The organism is Methylibium rhizosphaerae, assembly GCF_006386545.1.
Classification (GTDB): domain Bacteria; phylum Pseudomonadota; class Gammaproteobacteria; order Burkholderiales; family Burkholderiaceae_C; genus Pseudorivibacter; species Pseudorivibacter rhizosphaerae.
The window spans coordinates 1-24,572 of record NZ_SWAR01000031.1 but is presented as its reverse complement, the minus strand read 5'-3'; the positions used below and the strand labels follow the sequence as shown (position 1 = coordinate 24,572).

Here is a 24,572-nt window from a genome sequence, read left to right as displayed (position 1 = left end):
GGATTCAGCCGCAATCCTTGCGGCCCGTGCGTTCGTCACGGGCGCGCCCGGAACGGACAAGGGCACCGCGAGGTGCCCTTGTCCGTCCTGTGCCGCGAGGGCTGGTGTCAGTTCGCCCGCGGCCCTTCGTCGCCGCCGCGCAGGAAGCGCGCCGCCGAATCGCCCTGGCTGCCGCGCGGGTCCAGCAGGTCCAGGACGCCGCCGGGCGCCGGCCGCTGCCGGCCCAGCGACAGCGGATCGACCTGGCCGTCGTCCACCCAGGCGCCCAGCACCCGGTGGGCCGCACCGAACGGCGCGCCGACCTGCGGGCCGCGGTGCTGCGGGTCGAGCCAGTAGCGCTGCTGCATGGCCAGGTCGGGGTCCAGCGTCGCATGGGCGGGCACCTCGACCACCGGCAGCAGCGGCCGGTCGGCCACCGGCCCCTTCGCCGCGATCGCCACGCCCTTGAGCGCCAGCTCACCCTGCACCGCATGCACCCGCGCGCCCAGCCGGTTGGCCAGTGCAAGCGAGGTGGCATCGGCCCAGCCGCCCGTGCCCTGCGCCCGTTCGCCGGCGTGGCCCACGTAGAGCACCACCTCCTGGCCCGGCCGGTAGCCGGCCGACCGCATGTCGGCCACCAGGCGGTCCAGGCTCGGCAGGCGGGCGGCGTCGGCCATCACCACGAAGCCGTCCGCCGGCGCGGCCACCGCCACGTCCTGCGGCGACACCGGCCGGCCGCCGACGGTGACTTCGCCGTCGCGCAGGTAGTTCAGGTCGGCCGTGCGCAGGCCCTCGGGCCGCGTCTCGAGCGGTCGCATCCAGGCAGCCGGGTCGAAGTTGCCCTCGATCTTCTGCAGGATCTTCTGCCGGTAGGTGAGCGTGCCGGCGCCGGGCGCTTCGTCGCCCTCGGGCCGGGCGAACCGCTGCGCCGGCGTTTCGTAGACGGCCACGTAGCGCTCGGGGCGGCCGTCGGGGAAGGCATCGCTCTTCACCGGCGAGCCGCGCTCGCGCACCAGCGCGATCGGGCCGCGGCCGGCCATGGTCTCCTGGCTGCCCAGGCTCGGGCCGTTGCCCTTTTCAGGCGCGTGCAGGGCGCCGTCCACCGGCGAGACGGCCTCGGGCGCGCCGGCATGCACCCGTGCATAGAACGCCGGCACGGGCTCGCCGCGCGCGGCCAGCATCTGCGCGGCCTGCGCCATCAGGTCCTGCTTGGCGGCCATGTTCACCACGCCGCCCGGGAAGGCCGACCCCTTGCCGGGGTTGAGGTAGGTCGAGAACTGCCACACGTCGCCGAGCGCACGCAGCTCGGCCTCGCTCATCTGCCCGGCAGGCTTGCGCCCGGCATACACCTCGGCCGGCGCGGTGCCGATGAAGCCGTCGCCGAGCAGCGGCTCCTTGTGGATGGCGATGATGCCCTGGGGCGTGCGCGGCAGCGCCGAGCCTTCGGGCGGGTAGATCACGAACGCGATGCGCGTGCCTGCCTCGATCTCGCGCACCCACTTGGCGGCCATGCCGTCGGCGCCCAGGCGGTTGAACTCGGGGCTGAACTCGCGCAGGCCGGGTGCGGCCCCGGCGATCGCGGCGCGGGCGTTGTCGAGGCTGAAGCGCTCGAGGCTGACCGCGCGGTCCTCGACCTGCAGGTGGCGCGGCGCGGGAGCGGGCGGCTCCTCGACGCCGATCCAGCGCGACGGGTCGTCCTGGGCCTCGATGCGGTCGCTGATCTTCTGCCGGTAGGCCAGCGTACCCGCGCCCTCTTCGGTGAAGCGCTGCGACGGCGTCTCGAAGATGGCCACGTCGCGTTGCGGCCTGCCCTGCGGGAACTCGGGGCTGGGCAACGGCGAGCCGTTCTCGCGCACCAGCGCCAGCGGCCCCTTGCCGGCCATGCTCTCCTGGCTGCCCAGGCTGCGCCCGTTCGCCGGTTCGCGCGGCCGCAGCACGCCGCTGGCGTCCACCGCCTCCGGCGCGCCGGCATGCACGCGGGCGTAGAAGGCATCGATGCCCGGGTCCTGCTGCAGGGCCAGCGCCATCAGCTGGCGCTTGGCCGCCATGTTGACCGACCCTTGCGGGAACACCGAGTCCTTGCTGGTGACGTCGGGCACGAGGTAGGTCGAGAACTGCCACACGTCGCCCAGCTCGCGCAGGCCCTCGCCGCTCAGCTCGCCGGCCGGCTTGCGCCCCACATAGGCCTCGGACGGCAGCGTGCGCACGTAGTTGTCGCCGATCAGCGGCTCCTTGTGGACGGCGATGATGCCCAGCGGCTTGTTGCCCAGCGCCGAGCCCTCGGCCGGGTAGATCAGGCAGGCGATGCGCTTGCCGGCCTGCATCTCGAGCACCCACTTGCGCGCCATGCCCTCGGCCCCCAGGCGGTTGAAGTCGGGGCTCACCGCCAGCTGCTGAGTGAGCTGCGGCAGCACCTCGGCGGCATTGCGCACGTCGAAGGGCGCCAGGCGCACCACACGGTCTTCGATGCCCAGGGTGAACGGGTCGACGAACTCCTCGCGCACCCAGGCACCGCGGTTGCGCAGCGTGTCGTTGAAGGGCGAGTCCAGCTGCGGCCCGCGGCCGTCGTCGCCGAGCCAGTAGCGCGCCTGCGCCGCATGGTTGGGGTCGGCATGGGCGGCGGGGCTGTTGGCCGAGACGTCGGTCAGGGGCAGGTGCGGCCGCTCGACCACCGCGCCCGCGTCGTCGAACTCGACGCGCTGGCCCAGCGTGATCTCGCCGCGCATGGCATGCACGCGCGCGCCCAGCTGGTTGCTCAGCGCCAGCGCGACCGAATCGGGCAGCGGCGCGTCGGGGTCGGCCCGGTCGCCGCCGCGGCACACCAGCAGCGCGACTTCCTGGCCGGGGCGGTAGCCCCGCGCGGCCAGCCCCTGCGCGATGGTGGCGGCGTCCGGCAGGTTCGCCTCGTCGGCGATCACCAGCGCCATCTCCGGCGGCACCGCCACCTCGATGTCGGCCGGATCGACCTTGCGGCCGTTGAGGGTGACCTCGCCATCGCCCAGGTAGTTGAGGTCGGCGCGACGCAGTCCCGCCGGGCGCTGCGGCATCAGTGCCGGCGCCTGGCCAGGCTGCGCTTCGGCCGCTGCCGGCCGCAGCCCCTGCAGCAGCGAAGTCAATGCATGCGCCACCGGCCGGCGCACGTGCGCGGTGTCGCGCAGCGGCGCGTCAGCCCCCTCCAGGTACTGCTGCCTGAAGGCCGCCAGCGACGATCGTTCGGCGGGCCCTGCCGCGCCCTCCAGCGTCTTGAAGAGCTGCTGCAGCTGCCCGGCGCCGCCCTTGGGCAGGATGGGCGTGGGCCCGTTGAGCGAACGTTCGAGCAGGCCTGGCAGCCAGCCGGGCACCTTGACGGCTGTGGCTCTGTCGCCCGCGCCGAACCGGTAGTCCTGGTAGCCGCCCTTGCGCACCGCCTTGGCCGCCGAAGGCGCCGGGGTGCTGAGCTGCACGCGGAACTCCATGCTGAAGTTCACCGGCGAATAGCGGCTGAGCGCGCGCCAGACCGGCGCCACCATGGCGGTGTAGCGGCCCGATGCATTGCCGTACGGCCGCCCGCGCCCGCCGGTCAGCGCGTCGATCATGTTGCCGATGTTGGCCACGTGGTGCGGCGACGGACGCGAATACTGGAAGCGCTCGGGCAGCCGCTGGTAGGCCGCCTGCTTGAGGCGGTACAGCGCCCCCATGGCCGCGCGTTCGGGCGCGTTGTCGGCGAACACCACCCACACGTTGGTGGTGTCGGGCGCCGGCACGCGCATGGTCTTGCCGGTGAGGTCGGTCTCGGTGGTGGTGAGCGGCTTGCCGGGGATGGCGGTGCGGTGATGGTTGCCGCCCGACCGCGGGATGTAGACCAGCGTCTTGCCCGGGTCGATGCTGCCGTCGGCCACCATGGCCTTGACGGTGGCCGCATCGGCGTGGCCGAGCAGCCGCGACTGCTGCCCCTCGGGCACCACCACCTGCACGCGGTATTTTGCGTCGCGGAAGACCTTGGCGTACTGGTCGAAGAAGTTGCCGGGCACCACGTCGCCGGCGCCGGCGGCGTCCTTCAGCATGATCTGCGTGCGGCGCTCGACCGAGGGGCTGATGATGAAGCCGAGCGCCTTCACCAGGGCCGGCGGCATGGGCGTGAAGCGGTAGTCCTCGATCACCCGGTCGTACATCAGGCTGTCGTTCAGCTTCACCTGGCCGTCGGGCGACTGGTCGGCCGTGCGGCCGAAGAAGTCGCGTTCGCCGTCCTTCAGTTGCATGCGCCGGCCCTGCAGGTCGACGCTCACCGTGAGTTCGACCACCCGCCCCGAGCCGTCGGCCGCCGGGCCCAGGTCGCGCGCCTTGCGCACCAGCGTGCCGTAGCCGGGGGTGCCTTCGCCGAACAGGTCGGAGCGCACCACGCCCATCAGCTTGTTCGAGAACACAGTGAAGATCGTGTCGCGCTGCACCAGGTGCACACCGCCCTGCATGGCGCTCAGGCGGCGCAGCTCGTCGGGCCGCACGGCCACCGAGGCCTGGGTGCCCAGCGCGTCCTTCAGCGGCGCGGTGCGCAGGCTGGTGATGCTCTCGCCGGCACCCCGCAGGATCTCGCGCCAGCGGGTGCGGGTGCCGAGGCCCGCGCTCACCGAGCCGACGGTGGGCTGAGACACGCCCGGCACGTAGGTGTTGACGCGGCCGCGCACCGTCATGCCCACGCGGATGTCGGGCACCGGCCGTTCCTTCAGCACCATGCGCGGGTGCATCGCGATGTTGGTCAGCGTGCCCGAGACGCCCTGCAGCGACGCGGCGATCACCTCGCCCTTGTTCATGCCACGGCCCTCGTTCACGTAGGTGGCCAGCTGCATGGTGCCCAGGTTGCCCACGCCGTCGTTGACGAACTGCGCGGCCACGCCCGGCGCCGACAGGTTGCGCACCGAGGGCTGCGGCGCCGGAGCGCCCGAGGGCACGGCGCGGAACTTGAGCGGGATGGCGCCCGACATCGCCCCGGTGACCGGTGCCGTGAGCAGGCCCGAGGCGGCGTTGACCACCGTGGCGCGCAGGTGCTTGTCGGCTTCTTCGCTGCCGAGCTTGCCGTCCAGGCCCAGCCGCAGCACCTCGACGCCGATGCGCCCGGCGCCATCGGCCCCCTGCGCCGCCGTTCCGTAGCCGGCGCCGACCAGCGCACGCTGGCCGAGGTTCAGGCCCTCGCGGCCGCCCAGCCGCGCGGCGATGGCGGTGCTGGCCTTCATGCCGGCGCCCAGGCCGCCGGCCGTCACGGCGTTGGAGGCCAGGTCCACCGTGTCGTCCTTGACGGCGCTCCAGACGTCCTTGCCGGTCACGCCGCCCTTCCAGGCCTGCTTCACGCCCAGGCTCACCACCGAAGAGTGGCCATCGGCGTTCATGTCCTCGCCCTTGCGCATGGCGTTGACGTCGTTGCCCACGTCCCACACGGTAGCCACCGCCATCGACGCGCCGATGCCGGCCGCCAGGTTGCCGCCGGTGAGCAGGGTGGTGCCGATGCCCGCCACCATGATCGCGGTGGTGCGCGCCGCCTCGTCGACCACCGCCCAGTTGCCGTCGCTGTCCTCGATGTCGTCGGCATGCTCGGCCGCTCCCTGGCCGTAGCGGCCCATCAGCTCGGCCCGCTTGTCGGCGAACTCGCTGACGGTGATCCGGTCGTTCTCGAGGTCGTCGCGCAGCGATTGCAGCGCGTCGCGCTGCTCCTCGGTGTATTCCTTCGCATCGTCGGACGCATCGCCGAACATGGCGGACCAGCCATCGCGGATGAAGCTGTGGCGGTCGATGCCCTTCTCGATGTTCTCGAGATCACCGCTGATGAGCTTGTCGTCCTCGGCGCCCTGCCCGGCCAGCTGCACCTTCGCGTTCTCGAGGGTGTCCAGCGCCAGGTCGAGCTGCTTCCCTTGCTTCGTGCCGGTGAGGATCTCCTCGCGCTGCTCGATCAGCGCATCGGCCATGCGCGGGTTCGTGGTGCGCGTGCCGGCCAGCGTGTCCAGCTCCTGCTGCAGCTTCGGGTTCGCCTTGGCCCAGCGCTCCTTGTAGGCCTGGGCCGCTTGCGCGTCCTCGCTGGCGTCGGCGTTCTCGATCACCGTGATCTGGTGGCCCATGCCGGCCAGGCGCTCGCGGTTGTCGTCCGCATAGTCGCGCTGCGCATCCTCACGCTTGGACTGGTAGGCGCGCTGGTCGGCCGGCAGCGACAGCATGTGGCTGTTGCGCTTCGCATCTTCGGCGTCGAGCAGCTGGCCGATGCGCAGGTCGGCGATGCTCTTTTCGGTCTGGTCGATCGTCTGCTGCTGCGGCGCGGCCCCCTCGAAGTCTTCGGGGTGGGCGCGCGCCCAGTCGGCTTTCTGCCGCTCGAGCAGGTCGAGCTGGCCCTGCAGCAGGTGCTGGTCGGCCGCCTTCTTGTCTCCTGAGGCTTGCTTGAAGGCCACGTTGGCGCGGTACAGGTCGTCGCGCGCGGTATTGCGCGCCAGCCAGGCGTCGCGGTGCTTGAACTCGCCGCCGGTGGAGGTCTGGCCGCGGCTCTCGTCGAAGAACTCCTGCGACTGCTCGAATGCCTTGCGGGCCGCCTCGTCTTCTTCCTGGGCGTTGCGGTACATGCCGTGCCCCGGCGGCTTCTTGCCCTCGGCCTTCAGCTCCTTGGCCTGCTGCTCCGGCACGCTGCCCCAGGTCCAGACGTCTTCCTTCCAGCGCTGGTATTCGGCTTCCAGCGCCGCCTCGGCTTCGGCGTCGGCGGCCTTGGCCGCGCTCAGGTCGCGCGTCGCCTCGAGCAGCACCACGTCCTTGGCGGCCGAGTCACTCAGGCGGTCCAGCTGGTCCACCACGCCGATCACCTGGTCGAACAGGGCGGCGGCCTCCTTCTGCTCCTTGCTGCCCGGCACGCCATAGGTCTTGGCGAGGTAGAGGTCCGAAGCCAGCTTGTCGGCCTGCGACTGCTGCTGCGCGATCTGCACCTGCGTGGCCTTGCCCTGCTGAACGCTGGTCTGCTGCTTCAGCGCGTCGTGCTGCTGGACCAGCGCCTTGCGCTGCGCATGCAGGTCGCTCGTCGGCTCGCCCATCCTGCTGTAGAGCCGGATGGTCTGGTCGAGCGCGCGGATGCGCTGGCCCACGCCGGCGGCATGCTCGCGCTTCTGGTCGACGAGCGAATACGCATAGCCCAGGCCGCCCTTCACCTCCTGGACGCTGCTCCTGCCCTTGTCATCGACCACGGTGACCTTGAACACCTGGTCCGGCCCGATCACGCGGCGTTGCGCGGCGTCGTTCTTGTGGTCGTAGGTCTCGATCACCATGGTGTTGGTGGCCGGGTCGTAGAGGCGGCGCGTGCTCACGTCGCCGTTGTCTGAAGTGGGCGCCACCACCTCGACGGTGCCCTCGTCCAGGCTGTCGAGCACGCCCTGCTCGCTGATGCCGAGCTCCTTGGCGACCTGCGCCACCGTCTTGCCGTCTTCGAACAGCCCCTTGCGCACCGCCTGGGTGTTCGCGTCCTTCGCCTGCGGCTCGCCTTCGAGCGTGCTGCGGCGGCCGCTTTCGGCCACGAAATCGACCTGCCGGGTGCCGTCGCTTTCGATGGTGGTCTCCACCCGGCTGCCGTCGGCCCTGAACTCCTTCACCGTGGTGTGGCGGCCGGCCAGCACCAGCTCGTCGCCCACGTGCAGCACCTTGCCTTCGAGCAGCTTCGGGTTGAGCGCGACCAGCTGCTCGGGCGTGAGCCCCGCCTTCTTGGCAATGCCCAGCGGGCTTTCGCCGGCCTCCACGCTGTGGGTGACCGGCGCGCCGAGCAGCTCGGTGGTGGTTTCGGTGCGGCGTCCGTCGGCGCCCACCACGATGTCGGTGCGCGTGCCGTTGCGGGTGTCGATCACGTGGGTGACCGTGTCCCCGGTCTTCGCATCCTGCTCGGTCTGGCGGATCTGGCCATTGCCGTCTTCGGAGGCCGAGACCTTCTGGCGCCCGCCGGGCGCGCCGGCGTCGGCATAGGAGCCTTCGACGCTCACCACGTCGTGCTGCAGGTCGTGGCTGTAGGTGACCTCCGTGCTGCCCTGCTTCAGCCGGGTGATCTGCACCTCGCCGCCGCCTGCCTCCTCGGACGTGATCTCGATGCCGGCGCGGCGGGCCTCGGCCACCAGCTCAGCCTGGCTGATGCCGCGGTCCTTGGCCACCTGGGCCACGCTGCTGCCTTCGGCGATGGCCGCGAGTGTGCGCTGCACCGGCGTACCCTGGCCCTCGGCCTGCTTCGGAAACGGCGCCACCTGCAGCAGTTGGTCCAGCGGCGAGCCGGTGGCATCGCTGCCGTCCTTCGGTGCATCGCCGCCGAACAGCTCCTGCTGCACCTCGACGCCCATCGCGTCCTTGAACTTGTCGCGCAGCGCGTCGGCCTGCGTGCGCAGCTCGGTCGCGCTCGGCGCATCGGCAGCCGGTGCCTTGCCCGGCGCCGCGGCCTCGGCCTGCACGGCTTTCGTCTCGGCCTGCTGCCACTGCTCGTACTGGTCCGACAGCGCGGAGGTCTCCTTCGCCTCGTCGAACCGCGCCTGTGCCTTCTCGACCTTGCGGTCGGTCTCGGCCGACGACTTGCCGTCGCTCTTCTGCTCGCGCTTCTGGTCGACCTTGGCCTGCAGCAGCTCGGCGTCCTTCTCGTGCAGCTCGGCTGCCGCGCTTTCCTTCTTGAGCCTGGCGTCCTCCAGCTGGTATTGCTGGCGCTCACGGCGCGCTGCGTTCTGGTCTGCGAGCTTCTGCGTGCGATCGGCCTGCGCCTCGGCGGCCTCGGCGCGCTTTTGCGCTTCCTGCGCGCGCCGCTGCGCTTCGAGTGCGCGCTTGCGTGCAGCCTCGGCCTGGCGCTGCGCTTCGCGCAGCCGAGCCAGCAGCGCCTCGAGCTGGCGCTGCAGTTCGGCGGCCCGGTCGGCCGCGTCCGAGCCGCCCCCTGGCTGGGGGCCGCCGCCGTTCGGCTGGTGCCGGGGCGCAGCCACCGGCACCGGCATGGCACGAACGCCGCCTCCGCCCATGTCGACCGGGAACGCACACATAGGTTTTCCTTTCTGCAGCGGTGCAGGTGATTCTGTTGAGGCATGCCGCCGGGCAGCGACTCCGGAGATCCGTAGTCCGTCGCGTGTTCGCATCAGGCTGCGGCGGCTGCGAAGTCCTTGCCGCAAACGGCGATTTGCCAGTCGTGGCGCGGCTTTGCGGCCCGGGGACAGCGCGCCGACTGTGCCGCCCGCGATCTCGTGCGTCCATCGACGATGTGGCGCGTGCCATTACCTGATGTAATGCCCCGCCATGCGCATCCGCTCTCCGTCACTGCCTGAGCTGCATGCCTTCGCCAACGTGGTCGAGACAGGCAGCTTCTCGCATGCCGCCACGCGGCTCGCGGTGACGCAGGGTGCGGTGAGCCGCGCGGTCATGCGGCTGGAAGAGCGGCTGGGCCTGGAACTGCTGGAGCGCCACCCCGCGGGCGTGCAGCCCACCGCCGAAGGGCGGCTGTACTTCGACCGCATCCATGCGGCGCTCGCGCAGCTCGAGTCGGCGGTGCCGGCACGGCAGGTGCGCGGCACGCCCGCTTCGGAGCTGCGGCTGGCCGCCATCCCGTCGCTCAACATGCGCTGGCTGGTGCCGCAGCTGCCGTCGTTCCATGCGCAGCATCCGCACGTGGGCATCGTCTTCAAGCCGTACGTGAAGGACGACGACTTCCGGCGCGACGACGTGGACTGCTGGATCCAGACCCGGGCCACGCACCACAGCCGCTGGCCACCGCATGTGCGCGCCACCTACCTCGTCGGGCGCGAGATCGTCGCCATCTGCCCGCCGGCCTGGCGCGAGCGCATCCGCACGCCGCAGGACCTGCTGAGCCACCCGCTGCTGCACCATGTGAACTACCCCGACAACTGGGCCTTGTGGCTGCGCACCCAGGGGCTGGCGGACGCCGCACCGGAGCTGGCCGCCGGCTTCGACCTCGCCGCCGGGCTGGTCGAGGCAGTGGCCGCCGGCATGGGCGTGGCCGTGGTGCAACGCTGCATGATCGACCACGAACTGGCGCAGGGCCGCGTGGCCATGCCGGTGGCGGGCTCGGCCTCCACCGGAAGGGGCTACTACCTGTGCGTGCCGCGCGCGCGCCCGGAGCCGCCCGCGCTCGACGCGTTCAGGCGCTGGCTGCTGTCGCGCGCCGAGGCCGGCAAGGCCGCATCAGCGCTCAGTGAAAGCGCTCCTTCGCGAAGTGCCCGTGCTGTGCAGGGCTCATGAGCTCGTGGAACTGGTCGCGCGACATGCGCAGCAGCCGCTGGTGGTCGCCGCCTTCGAGGTAGATCACGTCGTTGGTCTCCAGCGCGTCGTCGACCACCGTCTCGACGCCCCAGGCCATGCCCACCGGCGGCAGCGCGCCGCGCACGCAGTCGGGGAACACGCTCGCGATGCGGTCCTCGTCGGCCAGGCGCAGCTGCCTGCGGCCCAGCATCTCGGCCAGCTCGCCGACCTGCACCGTCTTGTCGGCCGGCAGCACCGCCATCACGCAGCCGTCGTCGTCTTCGAGCAGCACCGACTTGGCGAGCTGCCGGGGCAGCACGTGGGCGGCACGCGCCGTCTCGGCGCTGCTGCGGCTGGGCTCGTGCGCGTGGATCTCGTAGCGCGCACCACACTGGTCGAGGTAGCTGGACAGGCGGGTGGGAATCGACATGGCAGCCTCCTGTTGCAAGGTGGTCTGAAGAGGTGCCAAGTTTGCGCCGCCCGCAGGGGTGGGCGGCGCTATCGCCACAAGCCCGAGGGGGGCTTGGGCGAGGAGCCTGGGCTCAGCTCTTCTGGGGACCGCCCAGCAGCGCGTCGCGCGTGCTGCCGCGCACCTTGGGACCGATCCAGATCTTCATCATCATGGGAAAGAAGGCTTCGCCCTTGATGGTCTCGCCGATCTTGGCGCCGTTGAGGCTGAACTCGGTGGTCTGCGTGGCCGGGTTGTAGTCGACCATCACGAGATCGCCCTTCAGCACCTTCTGGCGGTTGCCGAACACCGTGCCCAGCTGCGCCGTCTGGATGATGTTGGCAGCGAACTCCTCGGTCGGCACGTTCTGGCGGATGCGGTCGAGCATCGCGTTGGACAGGTCGCGCGCCGACACGTCGCGGGCCATGTAGAACTGGATGCGCTTGGGGCCCTTCTCGGACAGTGCCGCTTCGGCGGTGGTCTGCTTGCGCGGCAGGTAGAAGCCCACGATGGTGGACTTGGCCGACAGCACGCTGGAGATGCCGACGCCGTTGAGCACCAGCGGCTGGCCGTGCACGGTGGCGGTGTCGGCGAACTTGAAGCCTTCGAGCACGACCTCCTGGGCCATGGCATTGACGCTGGCAGCCAGCGCACAGCAGGCAGCCGCAAGGGCCGCGAAGAATCGTTGGAGGGACATGGTGGGGTACTGCACTCGTCGTTCGTTTTGCGGGTGCGGCATTACAGCGCGCGCACCCATGCGGTGCCATAGGGAAGGCGCTCTAGACCATGGCCCCTGTGACGGCTGCCACGTGAATCCGGCGCATGCGCTGGCACCATGCCGCCCTTGCTGCAGACCAGGCCCCTCGGCCTGCGACGCACCGCTCCACACCACCCACAACAGGACCTTAGATGCCCGTTCGTTCACCGGCCCGCGCCCTCGGCGCACTGCTGCCCACCCTTTGCCTGCTCGCCGCCGCGCCCGCCTTCGCCACCGAAAGAGGCCAGGTGCGCGCGCTGCTCGGCGCGCCGTCGTACGAGCTGGCCACGCCGCAGTTCCCCGGCGTGTACGGCCAGCTGTGGGTGCAGCACTACCGCGCCGACAAGGTACGCGACGACAACGGCGATGAAGTCGCGCAAACCCTGGCCACGCCCGCCGGTGCACTGCCGGTGCAGGTGAAGGCCGAGGTGCGCGCCGACGTGCTGGTGCCGCGCCTCACTTACGTGACCGAACAGATCGTGTCCGACGGCCGCCTGGGCTTCTCGTTCGCCCTGCCGATGGTGAAGCAGAGCACCCGGGTGAGCCTGAGCAGCACGGTGCCCGCCGGCTTCCCGGTGCCGCGGGCAACGGTGGACGCCGCGCTGGCGCAGGAAGGCGTACGCCGCTCCGGCGAAGAGACCGGCCTGGCCGACACCGAACTCGCCGCCTTCGTCGACTGGGCGCAGGACGAGTCCCGCTTCGTCGCCGGCTTCGCGGTGGTCGCGCCCACCGGCGACTACGACGCGCAACGCGCGGTGAACGCCGGCGCCGGCAAGTTCTGGACGCTGCGCCCGCTGATCGTGGCCTCGCGCGTCTGGGAAAGCGGCTTCGAGGTGGGGCTGCGTGCCACCTACTCGTTCAACACCCGCAATCGCGACACCGACGTGCGCTCGGGCCAGTACCTGCATGCCGACTGGGCGGCGATGTACCGCGCCACCGACAGCTGGCGCCTGGGCCTGCAAGGCTATGTGCTGCAGCAGACCACCAATGACCAGGGACCGACGGTCTCCGCGACCGGCGACAAGGTGCGTGCGCTGGCGGCCGGTCCGGTGGTCGGCTACCTGGCCGAGAGCGGCACCTGGGGCCTGGACTTCAAGGCCATGCAGGAGTTCTCGGTACGCAACCGCCCCGAAGGGCAGGTGTACTGGCTGCGCCTGAACGTGCGGCTGGACTGAGCAGCCCGCACGCCAGGCGAACGAAGAACGGCACCTGCGGGTGCCGTTCTTCCTTGGCGCGCCAGCCTCAGCGCGCCGCCAGGTAGACCGCCGGCTCGGCCGACAGGCCCTGCTTGACCTGCAAGGTGATCTCGTCGGCCAGCGCTTCGTCGGCGCCGGCCTCGAGTGCGTCGAGGGCGCGGGCGACGACGGCCTGCGGCGTGGACTTGGGCATGTCGATGCCGTGCGTGAGATCGGTGTCGACGAAACCCATGTGCAGCGTGAGCACCTGCGTGCCCTGCGCGCGCAGGTCGTTGCGCAGTCCGTTGCTCAGGCTCCAGACGGCTGCCTTGGACACCGCATAGTTCGCCAGCAGCGGGCCGCTGATCCAGCTCGCAATCGACGCCACGTTGAGCAGTGCGCCGCCGCCGTTGCGGGCGAGCACCGGCGCAAAGGCCTGGCTCACCCGCAGGACGCCGAGCACGTTGGTCTCGAAATGGCGCCGCAGCACCTCTTCTGCGTCGGGCGAGGTGAAGCTGCCCGTCACCGCGATGCCGGCGTTGTTGATCACCAGCGTGGCATCGGCCGCCGCCCGGGCCGCGGCGGCCACGTCGTCCGCGGAGGTGACGTCGAGCTTGAGCGGCGTGACGCCGGGCAGGCTGATGCCGGCCGGATTGCGCGCCGCCGCATAGACCTTGCGGGCGCCGCGCGCCAGCGCAGCCTTTGCGAAGGCCAAACCGATGCCGCGGTTGGCCCCGGTGACGAGGACTGTGGCGTTGTCGAGTTTCATGATCCAGACCTTTGTATGATGATCGTCATATTTGCCGGCGAGCAGACGAGAGGGCGACGCACCGGCGCGTCGTTCAGCCGGAACGGCCGGGTTCGTATTGGTCGACGAGGCTCTTGCGGGTGCTGGCCAGCACCGCCTTGCCGGCCTTGCCGCCGAGCGTGCGTGCCAGCTGCAGCGCGCCCACCATCGTGGCGGCCACGACCGGCGCCAGGGCGGCCTGCGTGCCTTCCGGCAGGGCGCGGCCCACGCCGTCGATCAGCAGGCGCACGCTTTCGCGCGCCTCCTCGAGCACCGCATCGCCCTGGCGGGGCATCTCGCCGGCCAGCGCGGCCACCGCACAGCCGCATTCGGCGCCGCCCATCTGGCGGTCGTCCAGGTAGGCCTCCACCAGCGCGGCGAAGCGGCCCATGCCCTTGCCGATGTTTTCAGCGACCAGCGCGTTGAGTGCCTGCGCGGTGTCGCGCCGGGCATGCTGCATGGCCTCGACCAGCAGCGCATCGCGCGAGCCGAAGTGGGCATAGAAGCCGCCGTGCGTGAGGCCGGCCTCCTTCATGATGTCGGCCACCCCCACCCCGTGATAGCCGGCACGCCGGATGGCGCGGGCGGCCACCTCGACGATGCGGTCATGGGTGATCTGCTTGCGGCTGGGCTCGTTCGACATGATGACCATCATATTATGGTCGTCATACGGCGCCGTCAAGACAATCTTCGTCAGGCGCCGCGACGCTCCAGCACGGCCACGTTCACTTCGGTGCGCAGCTCGAAGCCCAGGCTCTCGTACAGCGCGATGGCGGTACTGTTGCTGCGCCAGGCGTGCAGGAAGGGCTGCTCGCCGCGCGACTGGATGTGGGCCGCCACCGCCGCCGACAGCCGGCGCGCGAGGCCGCGGCCTCGAAAGTCAGGGTGGGTGCACACGCCGCTCACCTCTGTGTAGCCCGGCAGCCGCAGGCGCTCCCCGGCCATCGCTGCCAGCCGGCCGTCGATGCGCACACCCAGGAACCGTCCCATCGTGTGGGTGCGCGCGAGGAAGGGGCCGGGTTCGGTCAGGCGGGCCAGTGCCAGCATCTCGGGCGCGTCGGCGTCCGAAAGCGGCTCGATGCCGTCGAACGCAGCCTGGCCCGGCAGGCTGCGCGTGGCCAGCATCTGCACGCCGCGCGCTTCCTTCACCGCCACGCACTGCACGGGCACCGCGATCGGCGGCACCTGCAGCACGAAGACCTGTTCGCCGGGCTGCACGAGTTCGGCCAGCGCAGCCAGCGCGGCCGGGCTGTCGTCGGCCGCCGAGGCGAACAGGTTCACGTCGCGGGCGAACCGGCGCGCCAGCGCGGTGCCGATGGACAAGGGTTCGTGGACGCTGCGAAGGCTGGCCCAGACGGGATGGTCGAGCGGGTGCATGGCCCGCATGCTACTGCCGCCGCGGCGCGGCCGGCAGGTCAGAAGCCGAAGGCCAGCCGCACGCCGCCCCAGTGGCGGCCGTTCACCGTGATGGGCGCGGCCACTTCCTTGAGCAGCACGAAGTTGCCGCCGCCCATGTCGCGGCGGTAGGTCTGCAGCAGGAAGGCGCGGGTGTTGCGGCCGGAGGCCAGGCCGGTGCGGTCGTTGAAGATGCGGCGCCAGCGGCTGTTGGCGGTGTTCCAGGCGGTGTCGCCGGCACGCTGCGGGTGGCAGTACTTCTTGTTGTGGGTGGCGATGTAGCCGTTGCGGTCGGCCGCGATGCAGAACACGATCTTGGGCGACAGCGTCAGGACCTTCTCCTGCACCTGCGGGAACAGCCGGTCGGCCAGGTCGATGAAGCGCGTGGTGTGCTGCTGCGGGCTGGTGCCGGGAACCGGCACGTAGTGCTCGTCGAACAGCGCGGCTTCGGCAATGGTGCCGGTGCGCAGAGAGTCCTCGAGCAGCTTGGAGATCTGGCCGGCTGCGTCCTGCGCGGCTCGGATGAACGGGGTGTCCTGCGTCTCGATGCCGCAGGTGGCCACCTGCTCGATGAGGTGCTCGCTCACGCGCAGGAACGACTCGCTGCGCGACATGGCCGTGTCCAGCGCCCGGGTGGTCTGCTGCATCTCGCGCTCGAGCTCGCGCATCTGGCCGGCCAGGCCGCTGCAGATGCTGCGGCTCTCGTCGGCCGCCGCGTTGATGCGCGACACGCCCTCTTCCACCTCGGCCAGCGCCACATGGAAGGTGCCGAGCTTGCCGCGGCCGGCATCGGACTGGATCTCGCTGGCCAGCGCCTCGATGCGCTGGTCGAGGTCGCCGACCGTGCTCATGATCTGCTTGGACGAGGCTTCCACCTTTGCCGAGAGGTCCTTCACGGCGTCGGCCACCACGCCGAAGCCCCGGCCGGCCTCGCCGGCGCGCTTGGCCTCGACCGAGGCGTTGAAGGCGACCAGGCGCGTCTGCAGCGCGATCTGGGTGATCTGGCTGGCCGCCTCGGAGACGTGCCGCAGGGTGTCCACGACACCCACGAATTCCTTGCCCACGCCCTGCACCACCTTGCGGGCGCGCGCCACCGACGCGAGGCTCTGGGCGGTGGTGCCGGCGATCGCATCCTGAGACTTCTGCACGCCGCCGACCTGCACGCTGAGCTCGGCCATGGCCTGCACCTGGCGTACCGACACCTTGTTGGTGTCTTCCATGAGGCCGCGCACCTCGCAGGCGTCGCGCCCGAGGTCGGAGGCCTGCTTGGCGATGGAGCGCACCGCTTCCATCGCAAGATCACTGCCCAATCGTCCGCCCTGGGGTTCGACGGCCGCGTGGTCGGCCGCAACAGGTCGATTCGCCTTGAACAAGGAAAACATCGGGGCTGCTCCTCTTTCTTGTCTCGCGTTCGGCAACCCTGTTTATCGGCTCACCACTCGCGCAGCTTGACCCTCAGGCGCGCGATGGTCTGGCTGTGCAGCTGGCAAACCCGTGATTCCGTCACGCCGAGCACCGCGGCGATCTCCTTCAGGTTCATGTCGTGCTCGTAGTACATGCTCATGACGTACTGCTCGCGCTCGGGGAGCGTCTTGATGGCCTCGACCAGCGCCGAGCGCATGCGCCGGTCCTGCAACTGCGCCAGCGGGTTCTCGCTCTCGTCGGCCACATGCCGGTCCAGGTAGTCGGCATCGCCGTCGTCGCCCGACATGTCCTCGAGGTAGACCAGCTGCGTGCCGCGCACCTTGCCCAGGAGCTCCTGGTATTCGGCCAGCGAGATGCCCATTTCCTTGGCGATCTCGCTTTCCTGCGGCGCACGGCCGAGCTTCTGCTCCAGCTTGTGCACCGCGCTTTCGATGGAGCGCTGCTGCTTGCGGGTGCCGCGCGACAGGTAGTCGGAGCCGCGCAGCTCGTCGAGCATCGCGCCGCGGATGCGCTGCGTGGCGAAGGTCTCGAACTGCACGCCCTGCGCCACGTCGAAACGGGACAGCGCATCGGTGAGGCCGATCATGCCGACCTGGATCAGGTCGTCGAGTTCGACGTTGGCGGGCAGCTTGGCAATCATCTGGTGCGCGAGTCGGCGCACCAGCGGGCTGTACTGCTGCAGCATGGCGTTGACGTCGAGGCGGCCTTTTGCGGTGTACATACGCGGCTCTTTCGCTTCGGGGTCTATCGGTCGGTCAGTTCATCACCGGCGCGCGGTGCAGCGAAGGCAGCGCCGCGGCTCGGGTGTGCATCAGGGTGTCGAAGCCGGAATCCAGCGGCGCGCCCGAGGGCAGCTGCAGCCAGGCGGCCGGCAGCAGCTCGGCCACCAGGCGGCGCAGCGCGTCGCTCGGTGCGTCGGCGGCGGCTTCGGCCGGGTCGATGCAGACGAAGTCGTGCAGCACCGCCCCCAGGAAATCGTCGGCGCACTGCGCCAGCCGGTCGGCCACCAGGGCTGCGCGCTGCGACTGCGGCATGGCTGCCAGCAGCAGGTCGTGCACCATCACGCCGCAGCGGGTGGCCAGCAACTTGAGCGCGGCATAGGCATGCGTCACCGCCTCCGGGCGCTCGTCGCACAGCAGCACCGCCCGCGGGGCGTCCACGCCGGGGGCGCGGTGCGCGAACATGCGTGCGAGGTCGCTGGCCGGGGCATGCAGCAGTACCACGTCGGCAAACGGCGCGGCGTCGGCCACCGCGGCCAGGAAGTTCTGCGTGGAGCCGCCGGCGTCCACGAAGCGCAGCGGCAGGCCGCGCGCGCTCAGGTAGCTCACCTGCGCGGACAGCCGCTCCAAGCCTTCGGCCAGGTCGAAGCGGGCCAGCTCGGCCGGCTCGGCCGCGCGCTCGCTCGCATCGACCACCAGCGTGTGCAGGTTCAGCTCGCCCAGGGCGGTGCACAGGCGTTCGAGCAGCACGCCGCCGAACACGAGGTGCGGGTTCGAAACCACCGGCACGAACCGGGTCTGTGCCTTCGCGAACATCTGGCGCAGGCCGGCGGCCTGGTCCATCGGGGTGGGTCTGTCCGTCGTCACGGGCATGTTGGTCTGCTGTGGTCGGTCGTTCAGAGGGCGCGCTGGCTGCGCGCGGCGGCGGCACCCTGCGGTGCGGCAAACACGAGGTTCACATCGTTCGCATCGAGCTTGTAGGCCGGGCTGCCGCCGGCGCGCAGCGCGCGATGCACCAGCGCATGCGACGACAGGCGGTGCCAGTCTTCCGGCACGCGCTGGCCGTTGGCCACGCCCACCACCTTGAGCTTGTGGCGGATCAGCGCGTCGAGCGCGGGGCCGAGCTTCACCGCCTCGTCGAGCTTGGACAGCACGATGCCGCGGCAGGTGGGAGCGCGGTACGAGACCATCACGTCCTCGATCGTTTCGCCCTGCGCGGCGGCGTTGATGACCAGCAGCTTGTTGATGCTGCGGTGTGCCAGCATGTCGAGCAGCTCGCGAGTGCGCGTGTCGCGCTGGGCGAGGCCGGCGGTGTCGATCAGCACCATCTTCTTGGCCGACAGCAGGTCGAGCAGGTCCTCGAGCGCGGTGCGGTCGTGCGCGGTGTGCACCGGCACGCCCAGGATGCGGCCATAGGCACGCAGCTGTTCATGGGCGCCCAGGCGGTAGGCGTCAAGCGTCACCAGCCCGAGGTTGGCGGCGCCGTGCTTGGCGGCAAAGGCGGCGGCCAGCTTGGCGGTGGAAGTGGTCTTGCCCACGCCGGTCGAGCCGATCATGGCGTAGACGCCGCCCTGGTCTTCGAGCGCCGCTTCGGCGTCGCCGGTGAAGAGGTTGCGCTCCAGCACGCTGGCGGCCCATTCCTGCTCGTTGGCCACTTCGCCGGGCATGCCGGCGGCCAGCTTGCGGATGAGCGCGGGCGAGAAGCCGCAGTCCAGCAGCTTCTGGGTCAGGCGGGCCTGGCCGGGCGAACGCTGCAGCTTTTCCATGAAGGCCAGCGCGCCGAAGCGGTCCTCGATCAGGCCCTTCATCGAGCGCAGCTCGTTCATCATTTCCAGCTGCTCGGCGGCAGCGCGCGCGGCGGCCGCCGCAGCGGCCTGCTGCTGATGTTGCTGGTGCTGCTGCAGCTGGTGCGCAGCAGCGCTGCTGTCGGCCAGCGACAGGTGGGTGGACGGGTGGTCGCGGTAGTTCACCGCTTCGCGCAGCACCGGCGGCTCGCCGCGGCGGGCGGCCGGCACGCGGGTGGCGCCGATGGTGATGTCGTCGAGCTCGGGTTCCATGGCGGCCGCGGCGGCGGCATAGCCCTGCACGGGCGCGGCGGCCTGGATCTGCTGCTGGTGTTGTTGCTGCTGCTGCGCGACCTGGCGCTGCGCCAGGCGCTGCTCGATGGCGGCCGGTGTGGCCGGCACCGGCGGCAATGCCGCCTGCTCGGCGGCGGCCTGGCTTTCGAGTGCGGCCTGGCGGCGCTTGAGCATGCGCTCGCGCACGTAGTCCTGGAACGACAGCGTGCTCATCGCGAGCTTTTCCACGTCTTCGTCCACGCCAGGCGCTGCGCCGGGCCGGGCGGCTGCGGTCTTGGCAGCCGCCTTAGCAGGAGCCGGCCGCGCGGCAGCCTTCTGCGGCGCCTGCTGTGCGGGTGCGGAAGCCCCCACGCGCTCCAGCGCCGCCACCGTCTCCGGTGCCATGGCGAGGATCTCCACGCCTTCGGCACAGGGCTTGGTCGACACGATCACCGCGTCATCGCCAAAGGCCTGGCGCACCAGGGTCATCGCATCGCGTGAAGTGCGGCCGGTGAAGCGTTTGACGTTCATTTGTGAGCAGTGACCTGTGACGGGTGACTAGTGACCGGTGCCGGTTGTGGCGCCTGTGACCGTTAAGCACATTTGTGCCTTGTTGTCATTGTTCCGGGACGGCGTCGGAACTTGAGTCAGATAAGCGGGGTAAGTCGCACCCTTTTCGCTCACTTGCCAACCCCGCCAGAAGCAGCGTGGGAGTGGACGCCGCCGATCCGGCTTTGCCGGTCGGCTGGGGTCGCCCCCCTTGAGGGGGGAGCGGCGGCGCCGCTCCGGGGGGTGGGCTCAATTCCCTCCAATGATGGAGCCGATGCGAATGGAGTGCGTCTCCGGGATCTCGCTGTGGCAGAGCACGCGCAGGCGGGGCGCGGCGCGCTTGAGCAGTCGCGCCATGGCCGGGCGGATCGGGTCGGGCACCAGCAGGCAGGCCGGGTGGCCCATGTCTTCCTGGCGCTTGCAGGCGTTGGCCGCGCTGCGGGTGAGCTGGTCGGCCACGCCCGGGTCGAGCACCGGGCCGCCCTGCGAGGTGAGCGCCTGCGTGAGCAGGCGCTCGAGGTCGGGTTCGATGGCAATGACGTCGAGCTCGCGCACCGGGCCGTAGATCTGCTGCACGATGGCCGGCGCCAGCGTGATGCGCAGGCGCCGCGCCAGCTCGTCCGGCCCGGCCATGCCGCCAGCCCCGGCCGATTCGGCCAGCGCCTCGACGATGGAGCGCATGTCGCGGATGTGCACGCCTTCTTCGAGCAACAGCTGCAGCACCCGCTGCAGCGTGGCGATCTGCACCGTCTTGGGCACCATGTCTTCCATCAGCTTGGGCGCGAGCTTCGTGACGTGTTCCACGAGCTGCTGCGTCTCCACGCGGCCCAGCAGCTTGGAGGCATGCACCTGCATCAGGTGCGACAAGTGAGTGGCCACCACGGTGGACGGGTCCACCACCGTGTAGCCGGCCATCTGCGCCGGCTCGCGCTGGCGCTCCTCGATCCAGGTGGCCGGCAGGCCGAAGGCCGGGTCGGTGGTGGCCGTGCCGATGAGCGGCGTGCTGGCATGGCCCGGGTTGATGGCCAGGAACATGCCGGGGAACACCTCGCCCTCGCCCACCACCGCGCCGCGCAGCGTGATGCGGTAGCCACTGGGCTTGAGCTCCAGGTTGTCGCGGATGTGCACCGCCGGCGGCAGGAAGCCCACGTCCTGCGCGAATTTGCGGCGCACGCCCTTGATGCGGCCGAGCAGGTCGCCCTGGCGTTCCTTGTCGACCAGCTGGATGAGCCGGTAGCCCACTTCGAGGCCCAGCACGTCCACCGGCTGCAGGTCGTCCCAGGTGGCTTCGGCATTCGGGTCGGCCTGGGCGGGCGCCGCTGCCGGCGTGTCCTTCGGCCGGTTCTTCTCGGCCACTTCGCGCTTGTGCATCCACCAGGCCAGGTAGCCCAGCAGGCCGCCGATGAACAGGAACACCAGGTGCGGCATGCCGGGGATGATGCCGAGCATGCCGATCACGGCCGCCACGATGGCAACCGACTTCGAGGTCTTGAACATCTGCCCCAGGATCTGGGTGCCGACGTCGTTGTCCTTGCCCACTCGCGACACCACCATCGCCGCGGCCACCGAGATGAGCAGCGCGGGGATCTGCGCCACCAGCGCATCGCCGATGGCCAGCAGGATGTAGGAGCTGGCGGCCTGGCTCATCGTGAGGCTGTGCTGCGCCACGCCGATGATGAAGCCGCCGATGATGTTGATGAACAGGATCAGGATGCCGGCGATCGCATCGCCGCGCACGAACTTCGACGCACCGTCCATGGAGCCGAAGAACTCGGCTTCGTTGCCCACCTCGGCGCGGCGGCGCTTGGCTTCGTGCTCGTCGATGAGCCCGGCGTTCAGGTCGGCGTCGATCGCCATCTGCTTGCCGGGCATGGCGTCCAGCGCGAAGCGCGCGCCGACTTCGGCAATGCGCTCGGCGCCCTTGGTGACCACCACGAAGTTGATCACCACCAGGATCGCGAAGACGATCAGGCCGACCGCGAAGTTGCCGCCGATCAGGAAGTGGCCGAACGACTCGATCACCTTGCCCGCCGCGCCGGTGCCGGTATGGCCCTCGAGCAGCACCACGCGGGTGGAGGCCACGTTGAGCGACAGGCGCATCAGCGTGGTGAGCAGCAGCACCGCCGGGAAGGCCGCGAAGTCCAGCGGCTTGACCATGTAGGCCGCCACCATCATGACCATCAGCGCCATGGCGATGTTGAAGGTGAACAGCAGGTCGAGCAGGAAGGGCGGCAGCGGCAGCACCATCATGGCCAGCACCATGATGACGAGCACGGGGATCGCCAGGCCCTTGATCATGTGGGCGTTCGGTCCCAGCCATGCCTGCATCTGGGCGAGCATGGGGTTGCGCGGCTGTGCGGCGAATGTGTTGGCGGCCATGGTGGTGGATTCTTCCCACCGGGCCGCCAGGCTTTAGTCGGATAAGAGGGCGCGGGACGGGCTTATTCGTTTTCGGCCCGGCGGCGCGTGCGTGACGGATTGCACGGCTGGCGGTCAGCTCAGCCTTCTTCGGCCGCCTGCGCCTCGACGGCCGCCTTCTTCCTCGCATCGTTGTGCGGGTCGAGTTCGGCCGGCACCAGCAGCTCGGGCAGGTCGCCGGGCATCGGCGCCTTGCCGCTCATGGCCGCGCGCAGCTGGAACACATAGGCCAGCACCTGGGCCACCGCGCTGAACAGCGTGGCCGGGATCTCCCGGTCCAGCTCGGCGTGCGCATACAGGGCACGCGCCAGCACGGGGGCCTGCAGCACCGGCACCTGCGCCCCCTTGGCCACGTCGCGGATCTTCATCGCCAGCAGGTCGGCCCCCTTGGCCACCACCCGCGGCGCCGACATCGTCTCGTCGTACTTGAGCGCCACGGCGTAGTGGGTCGGGTTCATGACCACCAGGCTGGCCTTGGGCACCTCGGCCAGCATGCGGCGCTTCACGATCTCGCGCATGCGGGCCTTCATCTTGACCTTGATCTCCTGGTTGCCCTCGAGCTGCTTGAATTCCTCCTTCATTTCCTGATGGCTCATCTTCAGGCGCGAGGCATGCAGGAAACGCTGCAGCGGCACGTCGATCAGGGCAAAGGCGAACAGGGCCAGCACCAGCAGGCCCACGCCGCCCAGCAGCTGGTCGCCCACCGCCGACAACGCGGCCGGCAGCGAAAGGCCCAGCGTGGCGGCAAAGCCGTCGAGGTTGCTCTTCAGGTAGAAGCTGCCGATGGTGCCCAGCACCAGGGCCAGCAGGCAGCTCTTGAGGGCATCGGTCAGCTGCTGCTTCGACAGCAGCCGGGGCAGGCCGGTGATCGGGTTGAGCCGGGAAAACTGCGGGGCGATCGCCTTGGTCGTCCAGTTCCAGCCGCCCGACATCACGGCGCTCACCGAGGCGATCACCATGATCAGGAGCCCGAGCGGCAGCACCACCCACAGCAGCTGGGTCGCGGCCACCCCGAGCCGTTCGCCCATCGAGGCGGTGGAAGCCAGCGTGCTGGCATCGAAGCGCAGGGCCGAGGCGAGCCCGTCCTTCAGCCAGCCGGTCAGCCTGGGCGCCACCGCCACCATGAGGCCGACGCCGGTGGCCACCGCGGCAAAGTGCCCCAGGTCGCGCGAACGAACGACCTGCCCCTCTTCGCGCGCCTTTTCCAGCTTGCGTTGTGAGGCGGGCAGGTTCTTGTCTTGCGACGAGGAGGAGTCGGCCATGGCGGACAGCGAATCGGGCGAGCGTCGGTTGACTTTGACGCTATCTGGAGCCGGATTCTTCCGCGGTCACAGCGGTGCCTTCGCCGGAAAAGAGCCGAAACCGGTGCCTTTCCCCGGTGATTGGCGGGTCGGCCGCCTTCCTGTCCAATGTGCAGGCGCCCCGACTGCGCGAACCGACGACCGACCGCACATGACCCTCTCCCTCCACGAAGCTTCCGTTCCCGTCTTCACCCGCTACCTCCACCAGCTCTCCGCGATGCTGGCGCTCGGCGAGCGCCATGCGGCCAGCCGCGGCCTGCATTCGAGTGCGCTGCTGCAGGCCCGCCTGTCGCCCACGATGTACCCGCTGTTCAAGCAGGTGCAGATCGCCGCCGGCTTTGCCCTGCGTGCCTGCGCGCCGCTGGCGGGACAGCCGGTGCCGCAGTGGGGCGACCCGGACGAAAGCTTCGAAGGGCTGCAGCAACGCATCGCCGACACGCTGCGCTTCCTGCAGCAGCTTTCGCCCGAGCAGATGCACGACGCGGCCGACCGCGTGCTCAGCAGCCAGGCGGGGCTCGAGGCGGTGGAACTGCCCGGGCGGGCCTTCCTCACCCAGTACGCGCTGCCCAACTTCTTCTTCCACCTCACCACCGCCTACGCGATCCTGCGGCATCTGGGCGTGGGGCTGGGCAAGGGCGACTACGACGGCTTCCACGTCTACGCCCGGTGAAGGTGCTCGAAACACCCCGGCTCACGCTGCGCCGCCTGGCCGAAGGCGACGACGCCTTCATTCTCGAGCTGCTGAACGAGCCGGGCTGGCTGCGCTACATCGGCGACAAGGGCGTGCGCTGCCTCGACGACGCCCGGCGCTACATCTCACAGGGGCCTATGGCGATGTACGAACGCGTCGGCTTCGGGCTGTGGCTGGTGCAGCGCACGGCCGACGGCGTGCCGCTGGGCATCTGCGGCCTCATCCGGCGCGACGGGCTCGACGATGTGGACATCGGCTTTGCCTTCCTCGCGCGATACGGTTCGATGGGCTATGCACACGAGGCGGCTTCGGCCTGCATGGCCCATGCACGCGAGGTGCTGCGCCTGCCGCGGGTGGTGGCCATCACCGTGGCCGGGAATCAGGCGTCCATCCGCCTGCTCGAGAAGCTGGGGCTGCGCTTCGAGCGCGAAATCAACCTGCCCCATTCCGGCGAGCCGCTGCGGCTGTACGCCGGCGGCGGCCCCGGCTCCTAGGGCCTGTTAACGCTATTTGGAGCCTCACGCTTGGATCCCTGGGGGCGCAGGCCTAGGTGTGATGTTCCACAAGGTTGTTCATCCGTCCCTGCTCTGGGATGCTGGTGTTTCCACACGCCCAGCAACTCGGATCAGGAGAACGGATGAACAGCCACAAGCATGCGAGATTGACGC

16 protein-coding genes are annotated in these 24,572 nt (G+C 70.3%); 4 read left to right on the top strand and 12 right to left on the bottom strand.

Annotated elements, in window-relative coordinates:
- Positions 1-107: 107 nt before the first annotated feature.
- Positions 108-8,972: a hypothetical protein gene (locus E8D38_RS20150; RefSeq protein WP_140634887.1), complete on the bottom strand. Its 8,865-nt coding sequence runs from the start codon at positions 8,970-8,972 to the stop codon at positions 108-110.
- A 250-nt stretch (positions 8,973-9,222) separates the two neighbouring features.
- Here E8D38_RS20150 and E8D38_RS20145 point away from each other — a divergent pair, with 250 nt between their 5' ends.
- Complete coding sequence (locus tag E8D38_RS20145; RefSeq protein WP_140634885.1) at positions 9,223-10,182, top strand: LysR substrate-binding domain-containing protein; 960 nt, start codon at positions 9,223-9,225, stop codon at positions 10,180-10,182.
- Here E8D38_RS20145 and E8D38_RS20140 read toward each other — a convergent pair.
- Together E8D38_RS20140 and E8D38_RS20135 are read right to left on the bottom strand one after the other, a co-directional pair.
- Positions 10,133-10,612, bottom strand: coding sequence for an aminoacyl-tRNA deacylase (locus tag E8D38_RS20140; RefSeq protein ID WP_140634883.1), 480 nt, complete (start codon positions 10,610-10,612; stop codon positions 10,133-10,135). The two genes, E8D38_RS20145 and E8D38_RS20140, sit on opposite strands and share 50 nt — an antisense overlap.
- Positions 10,613-10,724: 112 nt before the next feature.
- Complete coding sequence (locus E8D38_RS20135) at positions 10,725-11,327, bottom strand: chalcone isomerase family protein (RefSeq protein ID WP_181179292.1); 603 nt, start codon at positions 11,325-11,327, stop codon at positions 10,725-10,727.
- 212 nt (positions 11,328-11,539) lie between these two features.
- Here E8D38_RS20135 and E8D38_RS20130 point away from each other — a divergent pair, with 212 nt between their 5' ends.
- Positions 11,540-12,562 carry a SphA family protein gene (locus E8D38_RS20130; RefSeq protein WP_140634878.1) on the top strand — a complete coding sequence of 341 codons (1,023 nt, stop codon included), beginning with the start codon at positions 11,540-11,542 and terminating at the stop codon, positions 12,560-12,562.
- 67 nt (positions 12,563-12,629) lie between these two features.
- Here E8D38_RS20130 and E8D38_RS20125 read toward each other — a convergent pair whose 3' ends face one another.
- The 9 genes from E8D38_RS20125 to E8D38_RS20085 all read right to left on the bottom strand — a co-directional run bounded on the left by E8D38_RS20125 (position 12,630) and on the right by E8D38_RS20085 (position 23,174).
- Positions 12,630-13,331 carry an SDR family oxidoreductase gene (locus E8D38_RS20125; RefSeq protein ID WP_140634876.1) on the bottom strand — a complete coding sequence of 234 codons (702 nt, stop codon included), beginning with the start codon at positions 13,329-13,331 and terminating at the stop codon, positions 12,630-12,632.
- A 73-nt stretch (positions 13,332-13,404) separates the two neighbouring features.
- Positions 13,405-13,992, bottom strand: a complete 588-nt coding sequence (locus E8D38_RS20120) for a TetR/AcrR family transcriptional regulator (protein ID WP_246099580.1) — start codon at positions 13,990-13,992, stop codon at positions 13,405-13,407.
- A gap of 50 nt (positions 13,993-14,042) precedes the next feature.
- Complete coding sequence (locus E8D38_RS20115; protein WP_140634872.1) at positions 14,043-14,726, bottom strand: GNAT family N-acetyltransferase; 684 nt, start codon at positions 14,724-14,726, stop codon at positions 14,043-14,045.
- 38 nt (positions 14,727-14,764) lie between these two features.
- Positions 14,765-16,126, bottom strand: a complete 1,362-nt coding sequence (locus tag E8D38_RS20110; RefSeq protein WP_140634870.1) for a methyl-accepting chemotaxis protein — start codon at positions 16,124-16,126, stop codon at positions 14,765-14,767.
- Between the two features lie 50 nt (positions 16,127-16,176).
- Positions 16,177-16,890 (bottom strand): RNA polymerase sigma factor FliA, encoded by a 714-nt coding sequence (locus tag E8D38_RS20105; RefSeq protein ID WP_140634868.1) that lies wholly within the window; start codon positions 16,888-16,890, stop codon positions 16,177-16,179.
- A gap of 34 nt (positions 16,891-16,924) precedes the next feature.
- Positions 16,925-17,761 carry a flagellar biosynthesis protein gene (locus tag E8D38_RS20100; protein ID WP_140634866.1) on the bottom strand — a complete coding sequence of 279 codons (837 nt, stop codon included), beginning with the start codon at positions 17,759-17,761 and terminating at the stop codon, positions 16,925-16,927.
- Between the two features lie 23 nt (positions 17,762-17,784).
- Positions 17,785-19,476: a flagellar biosynthesis GTPase FlhF gene (gene flhF, locus E8D38_RS20095; protein ID WP_140634864.1), complete on the bottom strand. Its 1,692-nt coding sequence runs from the start codon at positions 19,474-19,476 to the stop codon at positions 17,785-17,787.
- 267 nt (positions 19,477-19,743) lie between these two features.
- Positions 19,744-21,834 (bottom strand): flagellar biosynthesis protein FlhA, encoded by a 2,091-nt coding sequence (gene flhA, locus E8D38_RS20090; protein ID WP_140634963.1) that lies wholly within the window; start codon positions 21,832-21,834, stop codon positions 19,744-19,746.
- Between the two features lie 158 nt (positions 21,835-21,992).
- A complete protein-coding gene (locus E8D38_RS20085) occupies positions 21,993-23,174 on the bottom strand; it encodes an EscU/YscU/HrcU family type III secretion system export apparatus switch protein (RefSeq protein ID WP_140634862.1) in 1,182 nt (393 codons plus the stop codon).
- Positions 23,175-23,364: 190 nt separating this feature from the next.
- Here E8D38_RS20085 and E8D38_RS20080 point away from each other — a divergent pair, with 190 nt between their 5' ends.
- A complete protein-coding gene (locus E8D38_RS20080) occupies positions 23,365-23,883 on the top strand; it encodes a DUF1993 domain-containing protein (RefSeq protein ID WP_181179290.1) in 519 nt (172 codons plus the stop codon).
- Positions 23,880-24,398, top strand: a complete 519-nt coding sequence (locus E8D38_RS20075; protein ID WP_140634858.1) for a GNAT family N-acetyltransferase — start codon at positions 23,880-23,882, stop codon at positions 24,396-24,398. Before E8D38_RS20080 ends, E8D38_RS20075 begins: the two co-directional genes overlap by 4 nt.
- Positions 24,399-24,572 lie beyond the last annotated feature (174 nt).